At 42.3% G+C, this 23941-nt stretch carries 27 protein-coding genes; 18 read left to right on the top strand and 9 right to left on the bottom strand.

The genetic code is table 11. From position 1 onward, the window contains the following. Window positions 1-666 precede the first annotated feature (666 nt). From AC2A4J_RS14740 to AC2A4J_RS14770, 7 genes are all read left to right on the top strand, one after another. Complete coding sequence (locus AC2A4J_RS14740; protein WP_484176568.1) at window positions 667-1026, top strand: hypothetical protein; 360 nt, start codon at window positions 667-669, stop codon at window positions 1024-1026. 161 nt (window positions 1027-1187) lie between these two features. Then, window positions 1188-1550 (top strand): phage tail protein, encoded by a 363-nt coding sequence (locus AC2A4J_RS14745; protein WP_484176569.1) that lies wholly within the window; start codon window positions 1188-1190, stop codon window positions 1548-1550. Continuing rightward, window positions 1534-1743, top strand: coding sequence for a tail protein X (locus AC2A4J_RS14750; RefSeq protein ID WP_484176570.1), 210 nt, complete (start codon window positions 1534-1536; stop codon window positions 1741-1743). Before AC2A4J_RS14745 ends, AC2A4J_RS14750 begins: the two co-directional genes overlap by 17 nt. Window positions 1744-1775: 32 nt before the next feature. Beyond that, on the top strand, window positions 1776-2750 hold the full coding sequence (locus AC2A4J_RS14755) for a contractile injection system protein, VgrG/Pvc8 family (RefSeq protein ID WP_484176571.1): 975 nt from the start codon (window positions 1776-1778) through the stop codon (window positions 2748-2750). Between the two features lie 137 nt (window positions 2751-2887). Next, window positions 2888-4681 carry an ATP-binding protein gene (locus AC2A4J_RS14760; protein ID WP_484176572.1) on the top strand — a complete coding sequence of 598 codons (1794 nt, stop codon included), beginning with the start codon at window positions 2888-2890 and terminating at the stop codon, window positions 4679-4681. A gap of 231 nt (window positions 4682-4912) precedes the next feature. Further along, window positions 4913-5632, top strand: a complete 720-nt coding sequence (locus tag AC2A4J_RS14765) for a DUF5677 domain-containing protein (protein WP_484176573.1) — start codon at window positions 4913-4915, stop codon at window positions 5630-5632. Between the two features lie 224 nt (window positions 5633-5856). Continuing rightward, the gene (locus tag AC2A4J_RS14770) at window positions 5857-6627 is read left to right on the top strand and encodes an AAA family ATPase (protein ID WP_072839764.1); all 771 of its coding nucleotides are present in this window, start codon (window positions 5857-5859) and stop codon (window positions 6625-6627) included. A gap of 196 nt (window positions 6628-6823) precedes the next feature. Here the strand turns inward: AC2A4J_RS14770 and AC2A4J_RS14775 are convergent, their stop codons facing one another. Beyond that, window positions 6824-7687, bottom strand: a complete 864-nt coding sequence (locus tag AC2A4J_RS14775) for an endonuclease I family protein (protein ID WP_484176574.1) — start codon at window positions 7685-7687, stop codon at window positions 6824-6826. A gap of 345 nt (window positions 7688-8032) precedes the next feature. On the opposite strand from AC2A4J_RS14775, the gene AC2A4J_RS14780 reads away from it, so the two are divergent. Further along, a complete protein-coding gene (locus AC2A4J_RS14780; protein WP_484176575.1) occupies window positions 8033-8686 on the top strand; it encodes an SDR family oxidoreductase in 654 nt (217 codons plus the stop codon). A 120-nt stretch (window positions 8687-8806) separates the two neighbouring features. On the opposite strand, the gene csrA is transcribed toward AC2A4J_RS14780, so the two are convergent. Continuing rightward, window positions 8807-9019, bottom strand: coding sequence for a carbon storage regulator CsrA (csrA, locus tag AC2A4J_RS14785; protein WP_255828867.1), 213 nt, complete (start codon window positions 9017-9019; stop codon window positions 8807-8809). A 132-nt stretch (window positions 9020-9151) separates the two neighbouring features. Continuing rightward, window positions 9152-9802: a LexA family protein gene (locus AC2A4J_RS14790; protein WP_484176576.1), complete on the bottom strand. Its 651-nt coding sequence runs from the start codon at window positions 9800-9802 to the stop codon at window positions 9152-9154. Between the two features lie 84 nt (window positions 9803-9886). Between AC2A4J_RS14790 and AC2A4J_RS14795 the strand changes: the two genes are divergently transcribed. Then, a complete protein-coding gene (locus AC2A4J_RS14795; protein ID WP_484176577.1) occupies window positions 9887-10102 on the top strand; it encodes a helix-turn-helix domain-containing protein in 216 nt (71 codons plus the stop codon). 82 nt (window positions 10103-10184) lie between these two features. Then, window positions 10185-10637: a S24 family peptidase gene (locus AC2A4J_RS14800; protein ID WP_255828870.1), complete on the top strand. Its 453-nt coding sequence runs from the start codon at window positions 10185-10187 to the stop codon at window positions 10635-10637. Between the two features lie 111 nt (window positions 10638-10748). On the opposite strand, the gene AC2A4J_RS14805 is transcribed toward AC2A4J_RS14800, so the two are convergent. Continuing rightward, window positions 10749-10964: a DUF1127 domain-containing protein gene (locus AC2A4J_RS14805; RefSeq protein ID WP_255828871.1), complete on the bottom strand. Its 216-nt coding sequence runs from the start codon at window positions 10962-10964 to the stop codon at window positions 10749-10751. A gap of 466 nt (window positions 10965-11430) precedes the next feature. Between AC2A4J_RS14805 and AC2A4J_RS14810 the strand changes: the two genes are divergently transcribed. After that, complete coding sequence (locus AC2A4J_RS14810) at window positions 11431-11985, top strand: YaeQ family protein (RefSeq protein ID WP_205114515.1); 555 nt, start codon at window positions 11431-11433, stop codon at window positions 11983-11985. 34 nt (window positions 11986-12019) lie between these two features. On the opposite strand, the gene AC2A4J_RS14815 is transcribed toward AC2A4J_RS14810, so the two are convergent. Further along, entirely contained in the window at window positions 12020-12763 is a 744-nt protein-coding gene (locus AC2A4J_RS14815; protein ID WP_484176578.1) for a dienelactone hydrolase family protein, read from the bottom strand. 140 nt (window positions 12764-12903) lie between these two features. On the opposite strand from AC2A4J_RS14815, the gene AC2A4J_RS14820 reads away from it, so the two are divergent. The 5 genes from AC2A4J_RS14820 (at window position 12904) to AC2A4J_RS14840 (ending at window position 17899) form a co-directional block, all read left to right on the top strand. Beyond that, window positions 12904-14061 carry a tRNA-queuosine alpha-mannosyltransferase domain-containing protein gene (locus AC2A4J_RS14820; protein WP_484176579.1) on the top strand — a complete coding sequence of 386 codons (1158 nt, stop codon included), beginning with the start codon at window positions 12904-12906 and terminating at the stop codon, window positions 14059-14061. 265 nt (window positions 14062-14326) lie between these two features. After that, complete coding sequence (locus tag AC2A4J_RS14825) at window positions 14327-15646, top strand: YjiH family protein (protein WP_484176580.1); 1320 nt, start codon at window positions 14327-14329, stop codon at window positions 15644-15646. A 200-nt stretch (window positions 15647-15846) separates the two neighbouring features. Next, window positions 15847-16302: a carboxymuconolactone decarboxylase family protein gene (locus tag AC2A4J_RS14830; RefSeq protein ID WP_484176581.1), complete on the top strand. Its 456-nt coding sequence runs from the start codon at window positions 15847-15849 to the stop codon at window positions 16300-16302. A 39-nt stretch (window positions 16303-16341) separates the two neighbouring features. Beyond that, window positions 16342-17115 carry a helix-turn-helix domain-containing protein gene (locus AC2A4J_RS14835; RefSeq protein ID WP_484176582.1) on the top strand — a complete coding sequence of 258 codons (774 nt, stop codon included), beginning with the start codon at window positions 16342-16344 and terminating at the stop codon, window positions 17113-17115. A 49-nt stretch (window positions 17116-17164) separates the two neighbouring features. Beyond that, window positions 17165-17899, top strand: coding sequence for a hypothetical protein (locus AC2A4J_RS14840; protein WP_484176583.1), 735 nt, complete (start codon window positions 17165-17167; stop codon window positions 17897-17899). Between the two features lie 60 nt (window positions 17900-17959). Here AC2A4J_RS14840 and AC2A4J_RS14845 read toward each other — a convergent pair whose 3' ends face one another. The 3 genes from AC2A4J_RS14845 to AC2A4J_RS14855 form a co-directional block, all read right to left on the bottom strand. Further along, the gene (locus AC2A4J_RS14845) at window positions 17960-18493 is read right to left on the bottom strand and encodes a glutathione peroxidase (RefSeq protein ID WP_114413371.1); all 534 of its coding nucleotides are present in this window, start codon (window positions 18491-18493) and stop codon (window positions 17960-17962) included. 98 nt (window positions 18494-18591) lie between these two features. Continuing rightward, window positions 18592-19938: an alpha/beta fold hydrolase gene (locus AC2A4J_RS14850; protein ID WP_484176584.1), complete on the bottom strand. Its 1347-nt coding sequence runs from the start codon at window positions 19936-19938 to the stop codon at window positions 18592-18594. 58 nt (window positions 19939-19996) lie between these two features. Beyond that, window positions 19997-20785 (bottom strand): hypothetical protein, encoded by a 789-nt coding sequence (locus tag AC2A4J_RS14855; protein ID WP_484176585.1) that lies wholly within the window; start codon window positions 20783-20785, stop codon window positions 19997-19999. Window positions 20786-21045: 260 nt separating this feature from the next. Here AC2A4J_RS14855 and AC2A4J_RS14860 point away from each other — a divergent pair, with 260 nt between their 5' ends. Next, entirely contained in the window at window positions 21046-21603 is a 558-nt protein-coding gene (locus AC2A4J_RS14860) for a CBS domain-containing protein (RefSeq protein WP_255828882.1), read from the top strand. 472 nt (window positions 21604-22075) lie between these two features. Here the strand turns inward: AC2A4J_RS14860 and AC2A4J_RS14865 are convergent, their stop codons facing one another. Beyond that, the gene (locus AC2A4J_RS14865; RefSeq protein WP_484176586.1) at window positions 22076-22999 is read right to left on the bottom strand and encodes a LysR family transcriptional regulator; all 924 of its coding nucleotides are present in this window, start codon (window positions 22997-22999) and stop codon (window positions 22076-22078) included. Between the two features lie 82 nt (window positions 23000-23081). On the opposite strand from AC2A4J_RS14865, the gene AC2A4J_RS14870 reads away from it, so the two are divergent. Further along, entirely contained in the window at window positions 23082-23918 is an 837-nt protein-coding gene (locus AC2A4J_RS14870) for a phytanoyl-CoA dioxygenase family protein (protein WP_484176587.1), read from the top strand. Window positions 23919-23941 lie beyond the last annotated feature (23 nt).

Consider the following 23941-nt stretch of genomic DNA (forward strand, 5'->3'; position numbering starts at 1 on the left):
TCAGAACTGGCGCCAAGCGATGAGTCGATTTATTATTGAGTTCGAGGAACGTCTCGAAAAGCACCTTAACTAAATGGCAGTTACACGGAATTTGTTACAGGGTCTCCAATGAGCTTGAGGTGATATTAATAATAGGTTTATCGTGAGCTCCTTTGTCTTCAAACCTGACTTACTGCGGTGTCACAAAGCCATCAATAGCTTTGCTTAGTTCTATGATGTCTTTGGCTTTTGTGAGCTGAGAGTTTGGGGTCAGATGAAAAATAGCGCCTAACCTTCATCTACTCCAAACAGCTCAACGGGCAAAAACAACCACAGACAACTTAGCGCTAGCGGAAAAAGACAGCTATTCCCTCCAAGGAAGGCAACTGCTCAACAACATCGTCAAATCCATGCAGATACAAAGCGACCCCGTCGTCGTTCCATCAAAAGAACTCATCGACCTAATCCAAGCCGTCCGCACTTTCCTAACAAAAAAAGCAACAGCAAATAGCACGACTAGCTTTTTAATTCAGGCAAGCAGACTGGGTAAACGACAACATCACCCGCGTCAAAGACTACGCCCAACGCAACTTTGTAGACTTTAGTTGTTTTTATTGAGGAAAAGGGATAGGTTCTTTATCCGAATGGTTGGAGTTAAAGTGTTTTTATCATAAAAAGGGAAAGTTAATGAAATTAAATACATTAATAATTAGCTCAATATTTTTAGTAATAGTTTCGGTTTTATTAAATTATTTACATCTTTCTGAAAACTCGCAGTTTTGGTTTCAAAGGTCAGGCTCATTGTTAGTAATTCTGGGAGCAATTTTTGAAGGAAAATATATATTACGAAGTCTTGAAGAAGGAAAAAATGTATTTAATGGTTCTATAACCATAGATAGCAAGAAAAAAGTGGATGATAGTGTAAACATACCTTTTTATAAAAAATCATTTAATTTTAAAACACATGCTGGTTTTTACATATTAATAGTTGGAACAGTTGTGTGGGGTTATGGTGACCTCCCAGAAAAACTAATCGCTTTTAATTAATCTTAATTATAGATTCATTTATTATTACTAATAGATGCTATTTTAAATTCTTTTCACCCCCAAACACCCCCAAGCCCATCCCCGATGGGCTTTTTCGTTTCTGTCCTTCCATTTTTATCTAAGGAGTAATCATGCGTCAGATGATGTCGCTCGGTGGTTTTGTGTTTTCGCTAAGCGAAGGCACGCCATACGAGGGTTTGCAGCGCACTAGCGACGGCGGTTGGGTCGCGGTGGCGCGATACGGTCAAAAGCCCATGAGCCAAAACACCGGCCAACAGTTGGAAAACATCACCGTCACAGGCACGTGGTTTCAAGGCGATGGCATGGCGAATCTCAACGCCTTACGCGCCTTACAAAACCAGCGAGCGCCCTTGGTGCTGGCCGATGGCTACGGCAACAATTTAGGCCAATGGACCATCAAACGCTTGCAAGAGAAGCAAGACAAGATCATCGACGACGGCACGGCCTTTGTCCTTGGTTTTACAATCGAATTAGAGGAATACGCCAATGACGACCCTTCGTAGCCGCGACGGCGACACCATTTCCAACATTCTGTGGATCGCCCTAAAGCGCAACGACGACCAAGCGGAAGAAGCCTTGTTTGAACTCAACCCCGGCTTAGAAGCCTACGGGCCAGTGCTTCCCGCTGGCGTTGTTATTGAAATCCCCACCTTGCCAAACAAAGCAGCCGAGACGGTAACCAACCTATGGGACTAGACAATCCATCCAACTATTTGCTAAGAGTGCGCGTGAGCGGAGCAGGCGAGGGCATCATCAATAATCGCCTGACCTCGTGGGAGCGCATCGACGCCGCAGGCACCCAAAGCGACCAACTCACCTTGCACATCGACACCACAGGGCAAACAGGCTTGCCGAAAGAGGGCGCGGTGCTCACGTGGCTAGAAGGCTACGGCGACAACCTCATCGACAAAGGCCAGTTCAAAATCACCCGCATCGTGCCGAAACTGTTTCCGCCCAGCGTCACCATCGTCGCCACCGCCGCGCCGTTTCAGGTAGAAGACAAGACCGGCTTTAAAGAACGCCGCACACGCACCTTCGAAAACGTCAGCCTTGCCGACCTTTTCCGCCAAGTCGTCACGCCCCACGGATTCAGCCCACGGGTGGCCAAAGAATTTGAAAGCGTCGTCCTTGAGCACATGGACCAAACCGACGAAACCGACAGCGCCTTTTTAACCCGCATCGCACGGGAACGGGACGCCATCGCCAAACCCGTCAACGACCTGTACGTCCTCGCCAAACGGGGCCAAGTGAAAACCATCACAGGGCAAGCCATCCCCCCCGTCGTCGTCGGCGTACCGAACCAGAACAAACCGAGCGAAGGCCAATTCATCAACTGCCAACTCGACCGACCCAGCCGAAGCGCCATCACCGGCGTCAAAGCCAACTGGACAAACAACAACACAGGGGAAGAACACACCGTACACGTCGGCACCGCACCGTACAAAAAACTACGCCAAAGCTACGACAACCCAACCACCGCCCAACAAGCCTGCCAAGACGACCTCATCAAAAGCCAACGCCAAGGCACCAGCGTCACCCTCGACTTACCAGGCAACCCCAAACTCGTCGCAGAAGGCATCCTCACCCTAAACGACACCTTCCCACCCGAAATGAAAGGCAACTGGTCCATCGACAAAGTCACCGCAAGAGGCGACAGCAAAGCAGGGTATCGGTGTTCGGTTGTTGCAAGTGAAGTGGTTTGAGTTTAATTGAACTTTGACTCTAATTATTTATTTGTAAGGTTTTTCTAGTGTTGGAGGAGTAAGGCGACTAATGTAAATACAAGGTTATTTTTTCGTATAAATCATATTGAAATTTGTGGACTCAAAAAGGGACTTACATGAAACTAGAAAAATTAATAATTGAAAATTTTCGAGCTTATCAAGGGAAAGTAGAAATCGATTTTGGTGATATGACTGCAATGATCGGAAAAAATGATGTTGGAAAAACAACAATATTAGATGCTTTAGGGGTCTTTTTTGGTCATAAACTATGCAAGTATGATTATAGTGATAAATGTGTTTATGTTGGTGAAAATGCAGATGTTAAAATAGGATGTGTTTTCTCAAGTATACCAGATAATCTAATTATCGATTCCAATTCAAGAACTAGCCTAAGCGATGAATATCTTTTAAATAGCGATGGTTTATTAGAGCTACATAAAGTATTCAAGAAAGGTAAAGGAGCTGGTGCAATGTATGTTTCCTGCATTCATCCTTCAGTTAGAGACGCTAAAGGTATCCTTTTAAAGACAAATGATGAGTTAAAAGCAATTGCTGAGCGTTTGCTGATAGGAGTTGCAGATAAAAGATCTAATGTTGTTTTACGACAAGCCATATATCATTCAAAAAAAGATCTAAAGTTAACTGAACAGTTGGTTTCGTTATCAAAAGAAGATGGCAAAACTATTTTGGAGAGAATTCAAGATTACCTTCCTCATTTTGCTCTTTTTAGAGCTGATAGGCCAAGTACTGATGAAGAGTCTGAAGTCCAAGATCCAATGAAAGCGGCAATAGTTAATGCCTTAAATGAATTAGAGGATGACTTAAATTCAATCAAAGAGCGAGTTAAAGAAAAAGCCCTTAATGTTGCTGTTAATACTATAAGTCACTTACATGATATAGATCCGCTTTTAGCCAATCAGTTAGTGCCTGAATTTAAGGCAGAGCCCAAGTGGGACGGTATTTTCAAGCTCTCTTTGGTTGGTGATGATGGTATCCATATTAATAAACGAGGAAGTGGTGTTAGACGGCTTGTTCTTATCAGTTTTTTTAAGGCAGAAGCCGAACGAATAAAAAATGAAAATTCTGATCGTGGTGTCATCTATGCAATCGAAGAGCCTGAAACCTCTCAGCATCCAAATAATCAAAGGCTACTTTTAGAAGCATTTAGTGAGCTTTCTAATGTAGAGCTCTGCCAAGTAGTTCTTACTACTCATGTACCTGCACTAGCTGGTCAGCTGCCATTGGATAGTATAAGACATATTTTTAGAGGGGAAGATGGATCACTCGTTGTCAGCAAGAGTGTAGATAGTATGTATGAGATAATTGCAAAGGATCTTGGTGTTTTGCCAGATAGTAGAGCCCAAGTTTTTCTATGCCTTGAAGGTCCAAATGATGTGAGCTTTTTTAAAGGTATGTCTTCAGTACTAATTAGAGACGGAGTTGATGTTCCAGATCTAAATAATGACCCTAGAGTGGTAATACTACCACTTGGGGGTTCTACTCTGAAAGATTGGGTTAACTCTCATTACTTAAGAAATCTAGGTAAGCCTGAAATACATATATATGATCGAGATACATTTCAGCCACCAACTTATCAAAAAGCACACGATAGGGTAAATGCTAGAGGAGACGGATCAATTGCATTTCTTACAGGTAAGCGTGAGTGTGAAAATTATCTTCATAAGGATGCAATAAAATTAGCCTTTAATATTGATGAAGAAATAAACTTTGATGATCAGACAGATATACCAACTTTTTTGGTAGGTTGCACCCCATATAACGAAAGAAATGTGAAGAAAAAATTGAATACTAGAGCTGTTTCTAATATGACTCATCAATATCTAAAAGAAGTTGATACTGAAGGTGAGGTGGTTAAGTGGTTTGATGCAATAAAGTCTAGAATTAATTGATTTAAATTCTAATAAAAATTTTTATGAAATAATTATTAATGGGGTGCGTACCTTAAGAAATCAGTATTTTCAAGGTTCTCAATAACTTGTCTTGATAAAAACTTTAAGAGGTTTGGGGAAAAGTTAAAAATAGATTAATTTTTTCATCTGACCTCAGTAATTTTTTTGAAATTTTCTAAACGCGCATGCGCACTATTAAAATATTAAGCTGTTAAATGTGTAGGAGTTTTTATGCGTCATATTCTGAAAGAAACTATCGACTATTCAACTGATAAAGCAGTGTTATTTCAATTTGAATCTAGAAGCAAGCTCGCAGCTTATAGCATGGGGATTTACTGTACATTAATTGAATTGTCAGAATCTTTTTATACATTGATTGAAACACAGAATTATACAGGCTCTCTTTCGATATACCGTTCATTTATTGAGAATTTCGTTGATTTGAAAAACCTAAAATTAAATGAATTTTATGTTAATCAACTAGATTTCGGTAGCTACGAGCAAGAAAAACGGATGTTTAAGTCTGCCAAAGAAGGTAACGCTTATTTAGCTTCTATTGCTAAATGCGCAGATAATAAAGCGCCTGAAGTGGAAAAAGAAATTAAGCTGTTAAAAGAAAGTAACGACTTTAAATTGTGCACAAATATTTATGAAAAATTTTTCTTAGCTGGAATGGAAGAAGAATATCGAGGGTTATACCCAACATTAAGTGCAGAATCACATTGTAGTTTAGAGGCAATATTTTCAAGGCACTTTGAGCATGACAATGTGGACAATAAAGTTAATTTGGTTATTCATAGCAAAGATAACGCTACCGATTACGAATTTTACATTGCCAATCTAGCTAATTATCTAATTACAGCAGGAATACTGGTTGCCAACATCCTAGAAGGTCAACAACTAAGAGAGTTCGAACTGAAAAAAGAAGAAATCATTTCAGCGTTGACTTAAACATTTAAAGAATTTGGGGTCAGATGAAAAATAGATTGTTTTTTCATCTGACCCCAATTGTCGCACACGTTAGCATCGAAACGGCATACCAGGTTCTACGAAGATTTATATTTAAAGGCAGGCATTGAAGTCTTCTATGGAATCTGTCAAGTTGGTACGATAAGTCTTAAAGCCTTGGCTTGATTTAATAGGGTGAATCTGTGAGCTAGTTAAGTATGCATAGTATGGAACCGTTACCGTATCTAAAAGAGATAAAACTTAAAAAAAATCTGATTGAATCATTCGATCACTATCCTTTTTCAATAGCTGCTATTAAAGGGCTCCGTAGTATTGAATTTGGTAAAGATGTAACCATTTTCGTTGGTGAAAATGGTAGTGGTAAATCTACTCTTCTTGAAGCGATAGCTGTCGGCTTAGGGTTCAATGCTGAAGGTGGCTCCAAAAACTTTAGTTTTGGTACTAGGAAAACACATTCAGAATTACATAGTTATCTACAATTTTCAAGATCATTTAAGCGATACAATGATGGCTTTTTCCTGCGGGCAGAGAGTTTTTACAACGTAGCAACGCATATGGATGAACTTGATGAAGAAGTATATGATTTTGGGTACTTGCCACCGCCTCCCGAGATTAAAAACCGCTATGGTGGAAATTCTTTGCATAACCAGTCTCATGGGGAATCGTTTATTTCGTTATTATTTGAACGTTTTAGTGGGAATGGGCTATATCTACTCGACGAACCTGAGTCAGCGCTTTCTCCTGCAAAACAATTAAGTGTATTGAGTCGAATGCGTCAGTTGGTTAATAACCAATCTCAATTTATTATGGCTACCCATTCCCCGATTCTCATGGCATATCCTGATGCTAAAATTTACCAAATAGATCAGTCAGGTATATATCCAATTCAATTTGAGGATACCGATCATTACCAAATTACGAAGGCATTTCTGAACAATCCTGAGCCTATGTTAAAAGAGCTATTTTTTAATGAATAGATTCACTGCTACTCCATAGATCGAAAGTTGAAAGGGTCGATAAATCGAATAGTTGGTAAAATTCAATCACGATAAAAGAGTCTTTAATCAGAAAAAATCCTGTAATTAATTCTGTGTAACTGAAAGGGTTTACAAAAAGAATTTGGGGTCAGATGAAAATTAGCAATGTATCATCTGACCCTCATGCTTAATGTTTTTATGAGCACTTATTTGCCCATATCACATCCACAAACTCAGGATGATCGATAAAGGGGTTTCGATTGCCCTGTATTTCCTGCACTCGGTCGTTACGGCGTTTTTCAAAGTCAGTAACGGTAAACTCTTCATTCCATTTCACCAGTGTACATAGATCGCCTATGGTCGGTTCTTTGCTTTGTTTGCTGTTGCCTTTCACGATGTGCAGGTCAGGCATGTTTTCTGGTGAGGCGTTGTCGCCTGTTTCGTAGCGGGTGGCCATGTAGAAGATCATACGGGCGATTTGGCCTTTAGCGCGGTCAGTTGGTTCAAACGATTCATTGGCTTTGTCTACATAGGTGCCACTGAATACTTTGCTGCCATCGCCTAAGGTATCGTAAAAAGGGTCTCCGCCCATGTCGTAACCATAGTTGCTGTGCGCGCCGTTTATATTGCGATCGGCAGGGCGTAGGTGGTGCAAGTCGGTGTACCCATCTTGGCTTTGTTTTTTGAATCCTCGCGACTTTGGCCAAACGTGTTCTCGGTCCCAAGAATCGTTATTGGATTTACCACGGTTTGCCTGGTTAATGTGTCTGGCTTCATCTAGGTACAGCAGTTGTACTAGACCGCATTTGGGCGCGTCATCTGGACAGGCTGAATCTGTGTAAACCAAGGCTTCCCATACATCTATCTTCTTGCCATCGTACCAATCAGTGTTTCCACTTTGCGTATACTTAAGCGGCGTCTGACCATCTATGATGGAGTGCAGCTTCGCTTTCAACGCGTCACCGGTTAACCCTTCCGTACCATCGTAGTAACCCGCTGACACAACTCCCGACACAACCGCCGAGAAAAACATAAGCAACGCAATAAGGTAGCGGCGCATGGCACATTTCCTGAGGAATAAGATAGGCAGGATTGTAGGGCCGTTTGCTGTCAGTAATGCGTTTGGATTTGCAGTGTTTTGTGAGTAAGTGTATGGGTTGTATGAGGTTTGTGTGACAGCTTTGTGGTGTTATCTGAATGGCATTTTCGAGTTTGTAGTTATGAGGTTAATTTAGGTGTGATCTACTTTTTTAAGCATGATTCTCTAATATCCAGTAAATATGCAAGCTTGTCGTTTGGGGTTTTATCTTGGCCTCATGTCCTTATAGTAATAGGTAAGATTTTAAAAGGCGGTGGCGTTTTAATATTCGCGTCTCGTTCCTTGAAACGTAAAAGGAGGCAGGTTATGAGTAAAACTCTCGTTATAGGTGCAAGTGGTCAAATTGGTCAGTTGATAACGAAGACACTTGTTGAGTCAAAAGAAGATGCCCGTGCTCTGGTGCGAGATAAAAGTAAGCTGGATGATTTTAAAGACAGTGAGCTGGAGATAGTCGAGGCTGATCTTGAAGAAGATTTTAGTCATGCATTTGATTGTATTGATAATGTGATTTTTGTGGCTGGTTCTGGTGGTTCAACAGGTGCGGATAAAACCTTGCTGATTGATTTGTGGGCTGCTAAAAAAGCCGTCGACTACGCACAAAAAACCAATATTAAACAGTTTATTATGTTGAGCAGTATTGGTGCTGACGATCCAGATGCTATGGAGTCTGACATTAAACCGTATTTAGTGGCTAAGCACATGGCGGATCAATATCTGATGGCATCTGGTGTGCCATACACCATTGTTCGTCCTGGTCCCTTAACGAATGATGCAGGTGAAGGGAAGATTACTACTCGACGACCAACCACCATAAAAGAAATGAAGATTCCACGAGCCGATGTTGCTAAATCAATTTTATATATTCTGAGTAGAGAAGATTTAAACGGTAAAATATTTGAGCTGTTTAATGGGTCATATGACATAGACACCATATTGTCTATAGAGTTTGATCTTAGTTGATATGTCTCGTCCTAAAATACGTTAACAGCCCAATGCTCTATTTAGAGTATTGGGCTTTTTTATTAGCCGCTGTTGTTCGAGTGATTTTAGGCCTAAATTCAGATAATAAGTGATACAGCACTAAGCTGGTTCAGTTTCACTGAGCTGCTCGCTTTTCGATTGCTGTAATTTTTCGGCTTGAATGCGTTTGTATATTTCTTCCCTGTGAACGCTTACTTTCTGCGGCGCTTTGATGCCAATGCGCACCTGCGTGCCTTGTATTCCTAATACCGTGACTTCCATATCATCACCGATATTAATCGTTTCACCTGGGTGTCGAGTTATGACTAGCATGATTCCTATCCTTTGGTTGTTGTCGACTATTATAAATTACAGTTTTTGTTGTCTGTCAGTCAACAGCCTAAGTTGTTTTTATTGTAAAGATAAACCTCTACGTTAATATGAAGAGGGTGGTTTGTACATAGTTTAGAACATTATTCGGGCTTGGGTCACAACCCCTACGACCTCTAAATCATTAGCCACTTCAATGGGTCTGTAGTTTGAATTGAGTGGTGTTAGGTAAGTGCGACCTGCGTCTACAACAAATTTTTTAAAGGTTACGTCTTTGCTGTCTGCTAATTTCGCAACGATCAAATCACCACTATTTGCCGTTAAGGCAGGTTCAACAAGAATAAAATACCCTTCTGGGACACTAATGCCAGACGATGACATCATGTTATCGCCAATCACTTTTAGCCAAAATGCCGTTGCAGATACCGTATCTGGTACTTCTAGCTGTTTTAGTTCTAAAGATTCTAACTCGCCTATGTTTGGCCATTGTGCAGCTTGTTGGGCTGTGATGATGGGTCTTAGGTTATTTTTAAAGGGCTGTGAGGCTTGATCATCATTGATGTAGTGAGAGATGTTTTCTCTTACTTCATTTGTTGTGCCCAGTAACAGCCACTCTGCGTCGCAATCAAGCGCTTTGGCTAAATTGAGTAGCTTTCGCGGGTTTTGTGTTCTGCCATCTTCGATTTTTTGCAAAGACTGCTGTGAAATGCCAACGCACTTGGCTAGCTCTGATTGAGTTAGTCTAAGGTCGGTTCGTTTTTGTTTAACGCGTTCTGAGATGCTCATAAGGTGAATAATTACAACTTTATCTGTATTTGACAAACAATAAAAGCTGTTATCAAATACAGTAAAGGTTGTTAAGGAGGTTATATGTCAGCCATTGCAAAAGCAGTCGAAATTGTAGGAAGCCAAACTGCACTCGCGCACATCTTAGGAGTTAAGCAAGCTCACGTTTGGAACTGGTTACACATTCATAAACGTTCGCCAGCAAAATACATACGGCGAATTTCTTTGGCGACAAATGGACAAGTTAGTGAAAGTGATTTGCTTAAGGACCATGAACCTGACGTTTGTCGTGGTAGTTAATTTCCCATCTTTACAAAAATAGGCTAGTTTATTCGCATGCTTTAAAACATACTGTACGAATATACAGTTTGGATGTTTGTTTATGCGCGTTTCTTATCTTGGTACCTCCGAGTCTGCTGCTTTCATTGCGGCGAATAGTGTTCGAATTCCCCTTTATTCTGAATCTATGGCAATTTCTGATCTTAATGGACAGTCAGAAGAGAAGCCTGTGGATTTAAATACCTTGTGTATTCCTAACCCAGGGGCGACTTTTTTTGTGCGTGCTCAAGGTGAGTCTATGGTCAAGGAAGGCATTCATGCCGGTGATGTGCTGGTGGTGAACCGATCCTTGGCTGCGCGACATGGTGATATTGTGATTGCGTTTGAGCGTGGGAAAATGGCCGTAATGACGTTGCAATTGAAGCCCGATGTCTTGCTTCGCCCTAAGAATAAAGCGTATGCGGCGACCGTCACGCCCGTTGTAGAAAGTGAAGCGCCAAGCTTGGAAGTGTTTGGTGTTGTCACCAGTGTTGTGCGTCAACTAGAGCGCGGTTGATTTTTAATTTAATAAAAATACGCCTTTCATTATTTGATAATGAAAGGCGTGTTTGGCCATCCGGCCTAGTGGTTTACCGTCACCTCAGAGCCCTCTGAGGTGACAATCTGGTCACCCGTCACTCGGTTGTTCTCCCGGTGGTATTTGGGCTTTCTCGTTGCTTTGACTTTCTAGGTCTTGCTTGCCAGCCAAAGGGCGGATTTGTCCGTTGTCGCGGTAGAAACCAATGTCTTTTAAGTAATGGTCATCAAGCTGACGAAACAGCTGATTGGTGCGACGAGCTTCGAAGTATTCTTTAGCGGCGTTGAATAGGGCGATGATACTCATAAGTTTTCTCCAAAATATACATTTAATAGTGTGTTTTGGCGGAACTTACGGGGTGATTTCTTACAGAGGTGACCGCGTAAATTCCGCGGTCAATGGTGTATTACACAGGCATTGAACGCGTGGACAAAGTTTTAATTACTCGATTATTACAGCGAGTAGCCATGGAAGAAGTAGAATGATTTAGCGTGAATGTTGTCATTTTGCTTCTCCTTAACTTTGGGTTTTATTGATTGCGTAATGCATTGTGTAAAAATTGCTCGTTTGAGCTTCTTTATTGAGCCTTTTTTCGTGACTTATGTCAATTACTTATATTGAAATAACGGTTCTTTTTTTAAAAACTATAAATACACTCTTGAATGCAAAAAAACAGTTTGTTTATGTCGGTATTGTGGGTGTGTTTTGCTGTACAATCCTTCGCGATTTTCCTGTGCTCTTTTTATAGTTAACAAATGTAGTAAGTGACCTCATGGCGACGAAAGCAACAATTTACAAAGCATCGGTTCAAGTGTCCGATATGGATCGAAACCATTACCAAAGTTATGAATTGACCTTGGCATTACATCCTTCAGAAACCGAAGAGCGCATGATGGTGCGTTTGGCGGCGTTTGCCTTGTTGGCTGATGAGAAAGAAGGCGGAGAGCAATTGAGTTTCAGTAAAGGTATTAGTACTGAAGACGAGCCAGATCTTTGGCAGAAAAATTACTCAGACGAAATTTTGCTTTGGGTCGAGTTAGGTCAGCCAGACGAGAAGCGTTTGCGCAAAGCCTGTGGTCGCGCTCAAAATGTCGTTGTAGTGAATTACAACGATAAATCCGATATTTGGTGGGAACAAAACAAAGGCAAGAACAGCCGTTTTGATAACATGCGAGTATTGCGTTTCCCTGAGGCTCAAGTTGAAGCGTTAGCGAAGATCTGTACTCGTTCTATGCAATTGAATGTAACCATTCAAGACAGCGAAATGTGGATCTCTGGTGAGCTAGGCGAATGCCAGATGACACCTATGTGGCGAGGCGAGCAATAAGCTCACCTTCCACCACGATGTGCAGTTTACAGTGTTAAGCCTTGTGCAAAGTACGTTGGAACAGCGCAACGGCTTTGTTGTAACACTCTAAGGCTAGGGCCGGATCGTAACGATCGCCTTCGTCGCGCATGAAAGCATGCTGGCCGTTGAATTCATGCCAAGTGAATAAGCGGTCAGTATCGATCAATTGCTGGTAAATCTTCTGGCGTCCTTCCGTAGAAACATGCGGGTCTTGTTTTCCCCACACCATAGTGATTTCGCCTTGGATTTCTTTTGTGCGAGTGAAAGAGTCATTGCCTTCATCGCAAGGAATGGTATTCGAATGAATGTCTGTTGCGTACAAGCAAAAAGCCGCTTGGATGCGAGGGTTTAATGACGCACGATACGCCAAATGCCCACCCAAACAAACGCCCATGGTGCCAAATTGCCCCGTGCAATAATCTTGCTGTTCGAAATATTCCAGCATAGCTACTGTGTCACTGTCATGTGCTTCTAGGGGTTTGGTGAATTTGTCTGCGTTGCCTTTGTCCTTGCCTTCATCGTCATAGCCCAAGACTGTGCCGATTGGGTTAAGCTCATGAAACACTTCTGGCACAATGACCACAAAACCATGGCCAGCCATGATTGCAGCGGAGCGGGCAATGGGTGCGGTTTGTTGGAAAATCTCAGAGTAGAAAAAGATACAAGGAAAGCGACCTTCTGCTTGAGGGCGATAAACCGTGCAGCGCATGGTGCCGGTTGGCGTGTTAATATCTTGATCGTGACGTTGAATGATCATGGTAATCCTTAAAGCGATTTGTCATTTTCCTACATGATATTCGACCCAACTGGGATGAGCCAGCCGCAAAGCTTTCAAATAGACATAAAAGCTCTTAAATAGATAAAAAACCAAATTTAACCAACGAGTAGAAAGAAATCGTGCGAATTTTATTGATCAGTGCTTACGAAGCTAGCAGCCATAAAGCCTGGGCAAATACCTTGATGAATGGTTTAGATCAGCATGAATGGAGTTACTTGTCTCTGCCTGCTCGACATTTTGCGTGGCGGATTCGCGGTAACGCCATGAGTTTTGCGTTTGATCCGCAATTTAAACCTCAGATAGAGCAAGAGTACGATTTGGTCATTGCGACGTCGATGACAGACTGTGTCGGTTTAAAAGCCTTTTGCCCAAACTTACAGAACATTCCTTGGCTGCTGTATTTTCATGAAAATCAATTTGCCTATCCTGCCAGCGACAAACAGCAAGGCTTGGTGGAAATGCAGATGGTCACCTTGTACAGTGCCTTGGCCGCGGATCTGTGCGTGTTTAATAGCGCATTCAATAAAAATTCTTTCTTTGGTGGGGCGCGGGCTTTGTTAAAGAAACTGCCTGATTACGTCTCGCATGATTGGTTAAATGATATAGAAGCCAAAGCTCAAGTGCTTGCAGTGCCTTTGGATATGCCTACTTCTAAAGATGAGTTAGCAAAAAATGCTTTAATGGCAGAAGAGCTGGGCGTGAATAGCAAAGCATCAGAGCGAATTAAATTGGTTTGGTCGGCGCGTTGGGAATTTGACAAAGGGCCTGATCGATTGCTGGCTATTTTAGAAGAGCTAGAGCGTCGCAAGTTAGACTATGAAATTGCCATTCTTGGCGAACAGTTTCGTTCTACTCCAAAAGAATTTGATCAGATTCAAGCCAGTTTTTCACATCGAATCACACAGTTTGGCTTTGCGCCAAGTCGGGCGGATTATCTCGCTTTCCTTGCTTCGTCAGACATAGTTCTGTCGACGGCGTTACATGAATTCCAAGGTCTTGCTGTGTTGGAAGCGGTCGCGTTGGGTTGTGTGCCAGTGCTGCCAGACCGACAGGTTTATCCAGAGCTGTTTGGCAATCACCTGAACGAAAAGCTGTATCTTTATCAAAGCGATTTGAAGGATATTCAGAGCGAAGCCGAGCGAGCAGTGGACTTGATTCTGCGTGTTGTTAGGGATGATGTGAAAGCGCCAGATGTTAGCCATTACCAAGCCGAAAACTTACTAAAAAAATATGATGAGCTTATTGATCAGCACGGATGTCAAAATGATTATGTATAGACAACTTGGCTAATCTGTATTTTATCAAGCACTTATCGTTTCTGTTTTTCTCTACATTATTTATGAATCAAAATGGCGCGTAATGCTTTATATTGCGCCTATTTTGTGCGATATTCCTATGGTTGATGCCTTAAAAATAAAAACAAATTCACTTTAATCGTAAGAAAGAAGAGCAAATTCACGTCATTTTAATATGTATATACATGTTGGTATGTATGTTGCTTTTTAGCTTATGATTAATAACCTTCTCATAGGAAGTCTTCATATGAATGCTACAGATCCAAAGTCAGGAGCGGTGTCTCCACTGTCTCTTCTTAAACTCATTGCCTATAGCTGCATTGGCCTTTTTGTCTTTTTCATTCCGATCAATATCGGTGGGAAAGAAACCATCCCGCTTGATCATATTGTGTCTTGGCTCCGTAATGATTACGGTCAAATGGCTGAGGTTTACGCTATTTTAGTGGTGTTGGCTGGTGGTGCTTATCCTTTTATCTCGGGTAACTGGCGTGCCAGTAAAACTCAAACTGTCTTGTCTATTTTCAAAGTCTTGGGCGTAGTGACGGCTGTAATGGCGTTTTTCTCCGTTGGACCTGCCTTCTTGTTCGAAAAAGACATGTTGCCGTTCTTATTTAGCAAGTTGGTCGTGCCGGTTGGTTTGATCGTACCTATCGGTGCAGTATTTCTAGCCTTTCTGATTGGTTACGGTTTGCTTGAATTTGCCGGTGTGCTTTTACAGCCGATTATGAAGCCTCTGTTTAAGACGCCAGGTAAGTCAGCGATTGATGCGGTTGCGTCCTTTGTTGGTAGTTATTCTATTGGTCTGTTGATTACCAACCGCGTTTATAAATCTGGTCAATATTCCGCGAAAGAAGCAGCAATTATTGCCACTGGTTTCTCTACCGTCTCGGCTACTTTTATGGTGATTGTGGCGAAAACATTGGGGTTGATGGATGTTTGGAATGTCTTTTTCTGGGCCACTTTGTTGATCACTTTTGTAGTGACAGCCATTACAGTACGCATTTTTCCGCTTAGCAAAATGGACGACACGGCAGAAAGTCGTGAAGTCGAAAAGTTCGAACATTCGCGCTTCAAACAAGCTGCATTGGAAGGGTTGGATGTGGCGAAAAACGCCGCGCCTATCGGTCGTAATATCCTACAAAACATCAAAGAAGGCATGTTAATGGCAATGAGCATTTTGCCTTCTATTATGTCGGTTGGTTTGTGTGGCTTGTTATTGGCGAAGTACACGCCAGTATTTGAATGGATTGGTTACCTGTTTTACCCATTCGCATGGATCGCCCAGTTGCCAGATCCAATGATGGTGGCGACAGCGTCTGCAACGGGCTTGGCTGAAATGTTCTTACCAGCACTAATCGCAGCGAAAAGCGTATTCGTCGTGAAGTTCGTGGTTGGTGTGGTGTCTATTTCATCGATACTTTTCTTCTCTGCGTCGATTCCATGTATCTTGTCCACCGAGATTCCACTGAGCATTAAACAAATGCTGATCGTTTGGTATCAGCGTGTGGCTTTAACGATTCTCATCGCTTCACCTGTGGCGTTTTGGGCCGAGCAATTTGTTCAGTAATCAATAAATAGTCGCTTCACTGCTATTCAACTATGAGCAATAGATAGCGATAGAAAAATACACTAAAACACACCTAATTGGCGCTTCTACATCAATTTGGTGTGTTTTATCTTTCCTTTCAAAATGTCGAATTTCTTCAATTAATGCTGATCAGCTATCGCTAGGATTGGGCTTCAAATTTATTCTTTGGAGATCTCAATATGTTAAAACGTATCAACTATTATGCTGCTGCTCCACAAGTGTTCGAGTTGTTGTTCAAGCAAGAAGAAATTTTAAGCAAACAATTTGCGGATATACCAAGCTTAGGTAAAACTATTTTGGAGTTAGTGAAGCTTCGTGTCTCACAAATAAACCAATGTGCTTTTTGTTTGGATATGCATAGCACGCAAGCATTTGAAATGGGTGAGACGTACGAGAGAATGATAGCTTTGAATGCGTGGCAAGATTCACTGCTATTTTCTGAGCAAGAACGTCAGGCTTTGGCTTGGGTGGAGCATCTTATCGCAGGTCATTCTGTTGAGGACGATCATTATGAAGAAATGCTGGAAAATTTTGGTGAATCTGGATTAACTCATTTAACCCTTGCAATAAACGCTATTTCTAGTTGGAACAGAATGGTAAAAGTATTTAAACCTGAAGTAGGTAGCTTTCGCTGAACAAGCGGTTTGCGTACACCAGTAAATGAGAGGACTAACATGTTGTCGCCCTTGTTGTTTGATATTCACTTTCCCCAAGGGCGACTTTCTTTGTGGTTGCAGGCTATTTGGTCGGCACAGGTCGGGATAGATCAACAAGGCGTTACGCGTCGCTTGGTTGCTGATGCTGGTAGTGGAATATTGTTCAACCTTGGGGAGCCGATATTGGTTGATCAAGAGGCTTGGGATGAGCCAGTGATATTTCAATCAACCAATCGGCAGGCGCATATGATTCATTTACCTGCTGGTTCAAATTTAGTCGGTGTACGTTTTCAGCCCGGAATGGGGGGCTTGTTACAGACGGAGTTGGCGGCGCTTGAAGGCAATACTGGCGCATGGGAATCGTCTGAATTTATCCAATGTTTATTGGTTCAGTTAAGCGATGATTTGAGTAGCCAGCAGCGTGTTGGCTTACTAGATCGCGCGTTCGATCATCTAGTTTCTCACATGACTCCTAGTCATGATTCCGTTGTGAAGGCCATAGAATTGCTTCAACAATCTTCCCGAGTTGATTTGTTAGATAGCCTTCCGCTTAGTCAGCGTCAAATAGAACGTCAGTTTCAAGATCGTTTAAGTATGTCTCCAAAATACTTCCAACGCTTGAGAAGAGTTAGAGCGGTTTTGTTGGCTTTAAAAATGGAAGAAAATCATGTCAAACTGGCTGAACTCGCTGTTGAATACGGTTTTTCTGATCAAGCCCACATGACACGTGAATGTCAGTTAATCGCAGGTATTACGCCAAAACGTTTTATGAAAAGCAGGTTATTACGCTAACGGGTTTATTTTTGATGGTGCCTATAGTCAAGTTTGCTATGATTCCAGCATGAAATCAAAACTGCAATTTACCGCTATTTATCTGCCTGTTTTCCTTGTGTTATGGCTGGGGCTTTTTCTCGATAGCAAAGCATTGGCGGAGCACATTCCGTTTAATCAATGGATCACTAATTTCTTGGTATTGATCTGTTTTGCCTGGGTTTATTCTCGTGTCACGGCAAGAATCAAAAAGCTGATGTTGTATGGCATTGCTTTGGCTTTGCTGGGGGAGGTGGTGTTTTCTATCGTGCTGGGAATGTACGAATATCGGCTTGAGAATGTCCCTATTTATGTGCCTCTTGGGCACAGTCTTATCTACGCCGCTGTATTTTATATTCAAAAAGAAAAGATTATTCAGCGTAATAAGGCACGTATTATTTCGATTTTGTATTGGGCAATGATTGTCTATTCAAGTCTTTGGTTGCTGTTTGATAAGGATGTATTTGGCTTTCTTTGTATGTTGGTGGTTGTGCTGCTGTTAAGAATGAAAACGGGCAATGAGCTGTTTTTTCTTATCATGTTTTTCATGGTGGTGTATTTGGAGTTGCTGGGAACCTATTATCAATGCTGGGTTTGGCCAGACACTTGGTTCGGTAAAGTGCCTTTCATTGCAAGTAGTAATCCGCCGAGTGGTATTAGTGTGTTTTATTTTGGTTTCGATATTGGCTGTTTATGGATGTATAAAAAACTGAATAGACAAAAAAGGAACCGCATGAAGATATTTAGACAAATCAGATCATCATAGCCAAAAAAAAGAGTCACGTTATTGGCGTGACTCTTTTTTGTCTAAGCTTTGCTTTAACGCTTATAGATCGGCTTCAATCGATGCAACAAGTGCGTCGTCTTTTGGCGTTACATCGGGAGAGAAACGCTCAACCTTGCCATCTTTGGTGATCAAAAACTTCTCAAAGTTCCAAACTACTTCTGGTGCATTTGTCGCTTCGATTTTATGACCTGCCAACATGTTAACCATAGCATCGCGATTTGGTGTAACCGGTGCCGCTGTAATCAAGCCCTTGTATAAAGGGTGCTTGTCTTCGCCAGTGACAGCAATTTTGCTAAACATTGGGAAGGTGACATCGTAGGTAAGGCTGCAAAACTGTTGAATTTCTTCATCGCTACCTGGCTCTTGACCTGCAAAATCGTTGGCAGGGAAGCCTAGGATCTCTAAACCTTGTTCGTGGTATTTTTTGTACAAGGCTTCAAGACCTTCGTACTGTGGCGTTAGCCCACATTTAGACGCAACGTTAACCACCAAAACGGTTTTGCCTTGGTAAGTCGATAGATCAACACTTTTGCCTTGGATGTCATTAACTGTCAAATCTAATACGTGACTCATGGAAACCTCTTATAGATGATAAAAACTAATTTTAAAAATCCATTTAAGCATAGCGTTTAATGCTTGGTTGAAATGCGAAGCAATTGCATAAATTAATGTTATGCGTGTTGTTCGCTTTTTAAAGGGCCGCCTTGGTCTAACAATAATTCACGTAATTTGCAGAACACTTCTGGCGATTGACGAACTCCATCGTGTTCGTAGCTATTGGTAATCCACACCTGAGTATTAGCGACTTTTCTCGCCGTTTTTAGCGACAATTCACGGGGCACGTACATGTCGTTGTGATACACAGCAGCGACGACGGGCACCTTGTTCTTGGCAAGTTTTTCGAGATCATAAAGTGGCGCGTAGTCTTGGTATTCCGCTAGGGCGTTTGCTGCATCCGCAAAAGGGCGCAGTGAGGAAATTTGATCAAACATCCACGGATAGATCATTTCGCCAGTAAGCATCAAAGGCGAGTGTGATGCGTCAAATTCACTAAACTGATCTCGCAGCTGTTGTGCGGCCCAGCTAGTGCTTTCATTAGGTCGGCCATAAATACTTTCATGAATCGCCGAAAATAGCGGGCCTTCATGGTAGCTGGTAATGTTCATGACTTGTTCCAAAAATACATCGCTGAGTCGTGTTTTATCGCTGCCAGCAAAGGCTTCGTCCACCAACCAATGTACTTGATCAATCCCAGGGCCCATTCCCAACAAAATACCAATGCTTTGAAAGCGTTCTAACGTAAGTTGGTCGCCATCAGGCAGCCGTACCGTTTCGTTAGTAAGGCATTGAGCGATTTTTGCCATGGTATTGGCATCTTCTGGGTAACGCGCATAATAGTCTTGGTTTTTCTCAATTACTCGTTGATAGGTTAGCTGATAAACCTCTTGTGCTGACTCTTCTAACCCCGCCAATCCGCCCGTTACATAACATGCCGCCAGACCTTCTGGTGCTTGGGATAAGTACGCCAGCGTAATAAAGCCACCGTAGCTTTGTCCTAAGGTCTCAAATAAGCGACCACCATAGACCGTTTTACGTAAGTGTTCGCAGTCGGCCACTATGCTGTCGGCACGGAATTTAAGTAGGTAATCTCGGCCGTCCTCCGCAGACAATTTACTGATCAGGTTAGTATCAATTCGGCTGCTGCGACCTGTGCCACGTTGATCGATTAAAATAACCCTATGGGTTTTTAATGCTTCCGCCATCCATGGTGGGGAGCCTGGCATTGGGCGAGGGGATTTGCCACCAGGCCCACCTTGTAAAAATAATAACAAAGGCAGCTCATCATCGGCGCGGTTTATATCCACTACTTCGCGAGCAAACAGTGTGATCGTTGGGGTGTTGCCAGCAGAATGATTAACGGAGTCCTGATCACAGGAAGTCCAGTCCAGAGGGACGTCTAACTCGTATTCGGTAATCTGCATGCCTTTCATCTGGTACTGTTTCTGTACTGCGTTCATTCTTACCTCGTTGTTATGTATAACGATTTGACGGTTTAAATTGTTGGATACTTTGCACTTAGTAAATACGGGTGATGAAATGTTCGGTGGTTTTTTTGGGCAGGTCGCTGCCAGATAACAAAGTTGAAAGGCCTAGGTTGATCGAGTGAATTTGATCTGGGCTTAAATCGTCTTCAATCTGGAATTCTGTGGTAATACAATCTTTACCGTCATGGCTTTGTTCGATGTGACGTGAAATCTTGTAATGCTTGATACGTTGAGCAAGAAAATAATTACTCACAAGCGTGAAATATTCTTCGGTTTCTTCTGGCGTAATATCGTGCTTAATAAGAAACTCTTGCAATGCGTTTTCTTGAGGGACGTTGGATTTTAAATACGTCTCCATCAGTTTGCTGTCTTTCGCAAATGCCCCCATGCCTTTATAAAGATTGCTTAGCGTGACAATTGCGCTCATGGATGCCGGAGTGGATGCTAGGTAATCTTCTAGCACCTGAACCGCCATTTTTGGGAAACCCAGACAGTTAAGGTGAGAGGCATAGTTAGTGTAAATAGTGGCATTGTCTAAATAGTTCAGTGTTTCAAAAAACGCTTTGCTCAATTCTTTCTGGTTACCCAGAGCGACTTGCAAATACATCATTGCCACGTAACTGTAGCCTTTAGACAGCTCGCTTAGATGACTGATTTTTACTCGAATATCTCGTTCAATACTGGCTTTTTCGAACTCAGTTACTGCACTAAATGGCCCCATTTGATAATAAAATTGCTCACATTGAGTCATTACATCATTCATGAGGTCGTTTATTGAAAGCTCAGGCTGCGTCATCGTTTGTCCTACGTTCTCTATCATTTGGCCAATTCACCATGACTTGATCCTAGCAAATATGATCGAAGCACGACTATAGCCAATGACAAAAAGACCAAGCTCAACATGATTTGAATGTAGAAACCGACAGAAATAGTACAAAATTGCCTTTAAAGACGGGCCTTAGGCTTGTAATTGTTATTTTTAGTACTTATCTATTACTTTATGCATAATGATTGCGATATGGTTATCAGACACCGTCTACATTAGATTTATTACAAGAGAGAACTTCGGAGCGGCTTTATATGAAAAAACTTGATTTTTACCCAACAACTGACATCGACGAATTGGCTTGGCCTGAAGAAAACTACGATCTTACCATCGACTCCCCAGCACTGAGTTTTTTTACTGATTTTCAAAACAACAAACCTTTGATTGTTGAGTCCACTTGGTCTGTATTAAACGTTAAAGAGCTGATGCAAAAAGAGCACGTGCGCTTAAAATTTGTCATTGACGAGAATAAGCATTTTATTGGTGTTGTTAGTGCAGATGATCTGATCGAACGAAAAATTGTTCAAAAAGTATCGGAAGGTTTGGAGCGAGCTGAAATCGTCGTTGCTGATCTAATGACAGCTAAAAAGAATCTAAAAGCATTGGATTGGCAGGATATTTCCAAAGCCAGCATTTCTGATGTCATCACCGCGCTTAAAAATGATGGTGAACGTCACTGTCTTGTTATGGATCGTGAGAATCACAAGATTCGCGGTATTTTCTCAGCCAGTGATATTTCGCGCAGACTGCGTCTGAACATCGATATTCAAGAAAAAACAAGCTTCTCTAAAGTATTTACCGCAACACTTTAACATCCCAGACAGACATTTTTTGATTGTCTGATCTTCTATAGCCCTTATTGCGCAACGTTAATAGGCAATAAGGGCTACACAGTTTAAGCCATTTACCTAAGCAACAGCCCACAATCCGTTAAATTCCTGCTCAAACCAAACTACTCCATCTTCCGCACCCTTAAAAATCTCATTGGCTCAAGAGTCCGAGCCGACTGCATGTATCAATTCACAACAGCAAAACAGCTGAGCTGAACTATTTATGGTGCCGTTATGGCAACAAATTGACTGAATTGGGTTGATCGATGACCTCGTCACATTCTATCAGAATCGCGGCTTTATCTTCCTTCAGAAGGAAGAGCACACCTCCAAACTTTGGATGCCGATCGAATCCATTGCTAAATTCTTCAAAGACCGAAAATAATCGATTAAATCAGCAATCAAATGCTGATTTAATCTTCTCACCACAAGCAGCCAGACAAAATGAGATCGCTTAATTGACGCAGGTATACCATTTGGGTTGCTCCGAGCAGATATCAATGATTTGGCTTCTTAGCCACTGATGGGCTTGGGAGTGATGAGTTAGCTTATTCCAGTAAAGGCTAAGTTCAAACTTACTTTCAAACGGGCAATCTTTAACAACCATTGGACCACCAATAATACGAGCAAGTCGCTCTGGTAGCGTGGCGACTAGCCCATTGCCCGCCATTCTTGAAATAAAATTGGAAACACTTGGAAGGCGAAGCGCTATGGTGAGGTTCGCGCCTTGTAATTCTGGCATGCTCAGATAAAGCGGTTTCCAGCCACCTTCATAACTAATCTCTATGTGCTTTGCTGCGGTGTAGTCACTTAGCGTAATGTCTTTTTCAGCTAAATCGTGTTGCGGGGACATCAAGCATACATAACGATCTTTGTATAAAGATCGTTTGTAGAGCGTCTCGTAATCGTGGGTCACCGGAGACAATAATATATCGCACAATCCCTGCTGAAGTTGCTTATGACCATTTACATTCGATTGGATAAATATCAGATGGATATTGGGCGCGAGCGTGCTTAGTCTTTCAACTAAGGTGGGTATGATCACTTGTAGTTCGTAAAGATTGCACGAAATTGTAATGTTTAATTCTGCTTGGCTGGGCACAAAATCGGTTGGCTGAAACAGCTCTGTCATGCCTTTAAGTAGGTTTTCTATATTTGGCATGATTTGGTGACAGCGAGCGGTGGGTGCAACGCCTCGGCCGGAACGAACAAACAGCGGGTCTGCAAATGCTAAGCGCATCTGCTCCAATGTGTAGCTCACTGTGGGTTGATTTTGCTCTAACGCTGCGGCCGCCGCCGTTATCGAACCCAGCTCGTAAATGAGCTTGAGTGTCTTTAGGTTTTTAAGGCTCAGTGAGCCGGAATCAAAATTTTCCATAATGCATATCAAATTTATCAGGTTATTTGATGATATGGCTTAGGTTATATTTTGGTCAACAATAAAAACAAAGGAAAACATTATGAGCCATAGAAACCTTTCGAGTGCAGAGATTGCACAATACCAAAAAGACGGTGTGGTGTGTGTGCGTAACGCAGTAGATCCTATTTGGATTGAACAATTGGCGGCGTTTGGTCAATTCCAAATAGACAATCCAAGTCAACTGGCGAACGACGCTAACCCCGGTCAGAAAACCGGTCGTATGTTTACCGACCGTTATCTATGGCGCTCCAATGATCTTGTGTATCGCTACGCAAAAGATTCAGGCTGCGCTCGTCTTGCCGCCCAGGCGATGAAAAGTCACTCCAGCCGTTTTTATTTTGATCACCTTCTTATCAAAACCACACAATCAAACACGCCAACACCTTGGCACCAAGATGTGCCTTATTGGCCTTTTAGAGGCAAGCAGATTGCGTCTATTTGGTTGGCCTTAACGCCCGTTACTCTGGAAGGCAGCGGTTTAGAGTTTGTCAGGGGATCGAATAATGACAATGTGTTTTATCTGCCTGAGGCATTTGGAACGTCTGACAAAAATGCCAATGTTGGCTGGACGGGAAAAGGCGAGGGCGTTCCTTGCCCTGATATAGAAGCCGACCGCGATAGCTTCGACATCGTCAGTTATGAACTTCAGCCGGGCGATGCGTTGATCTTCTCAGCTTGGACGCTACATGGCGCACCGGGTAACAAATCGGCTACCCAAGACAGGTTGGCGTTTTCTACTCGCTGGTTAGGGGATGATGCCATTTGGGACCCAAGACCAGGTACAGACCCAAGCGTTAACGCCAGTGAAGTCCGAGTTGAACCAGGGCAGTACCCAAATGACAATGCCATCTTTCCTGAGTTCTATTACGAAGAATAAGAGGTGAATAGACAAAAGACGTC

It is taken from the genome of Marinomonas sp. ATLA20, assembly GCF_057180105.1.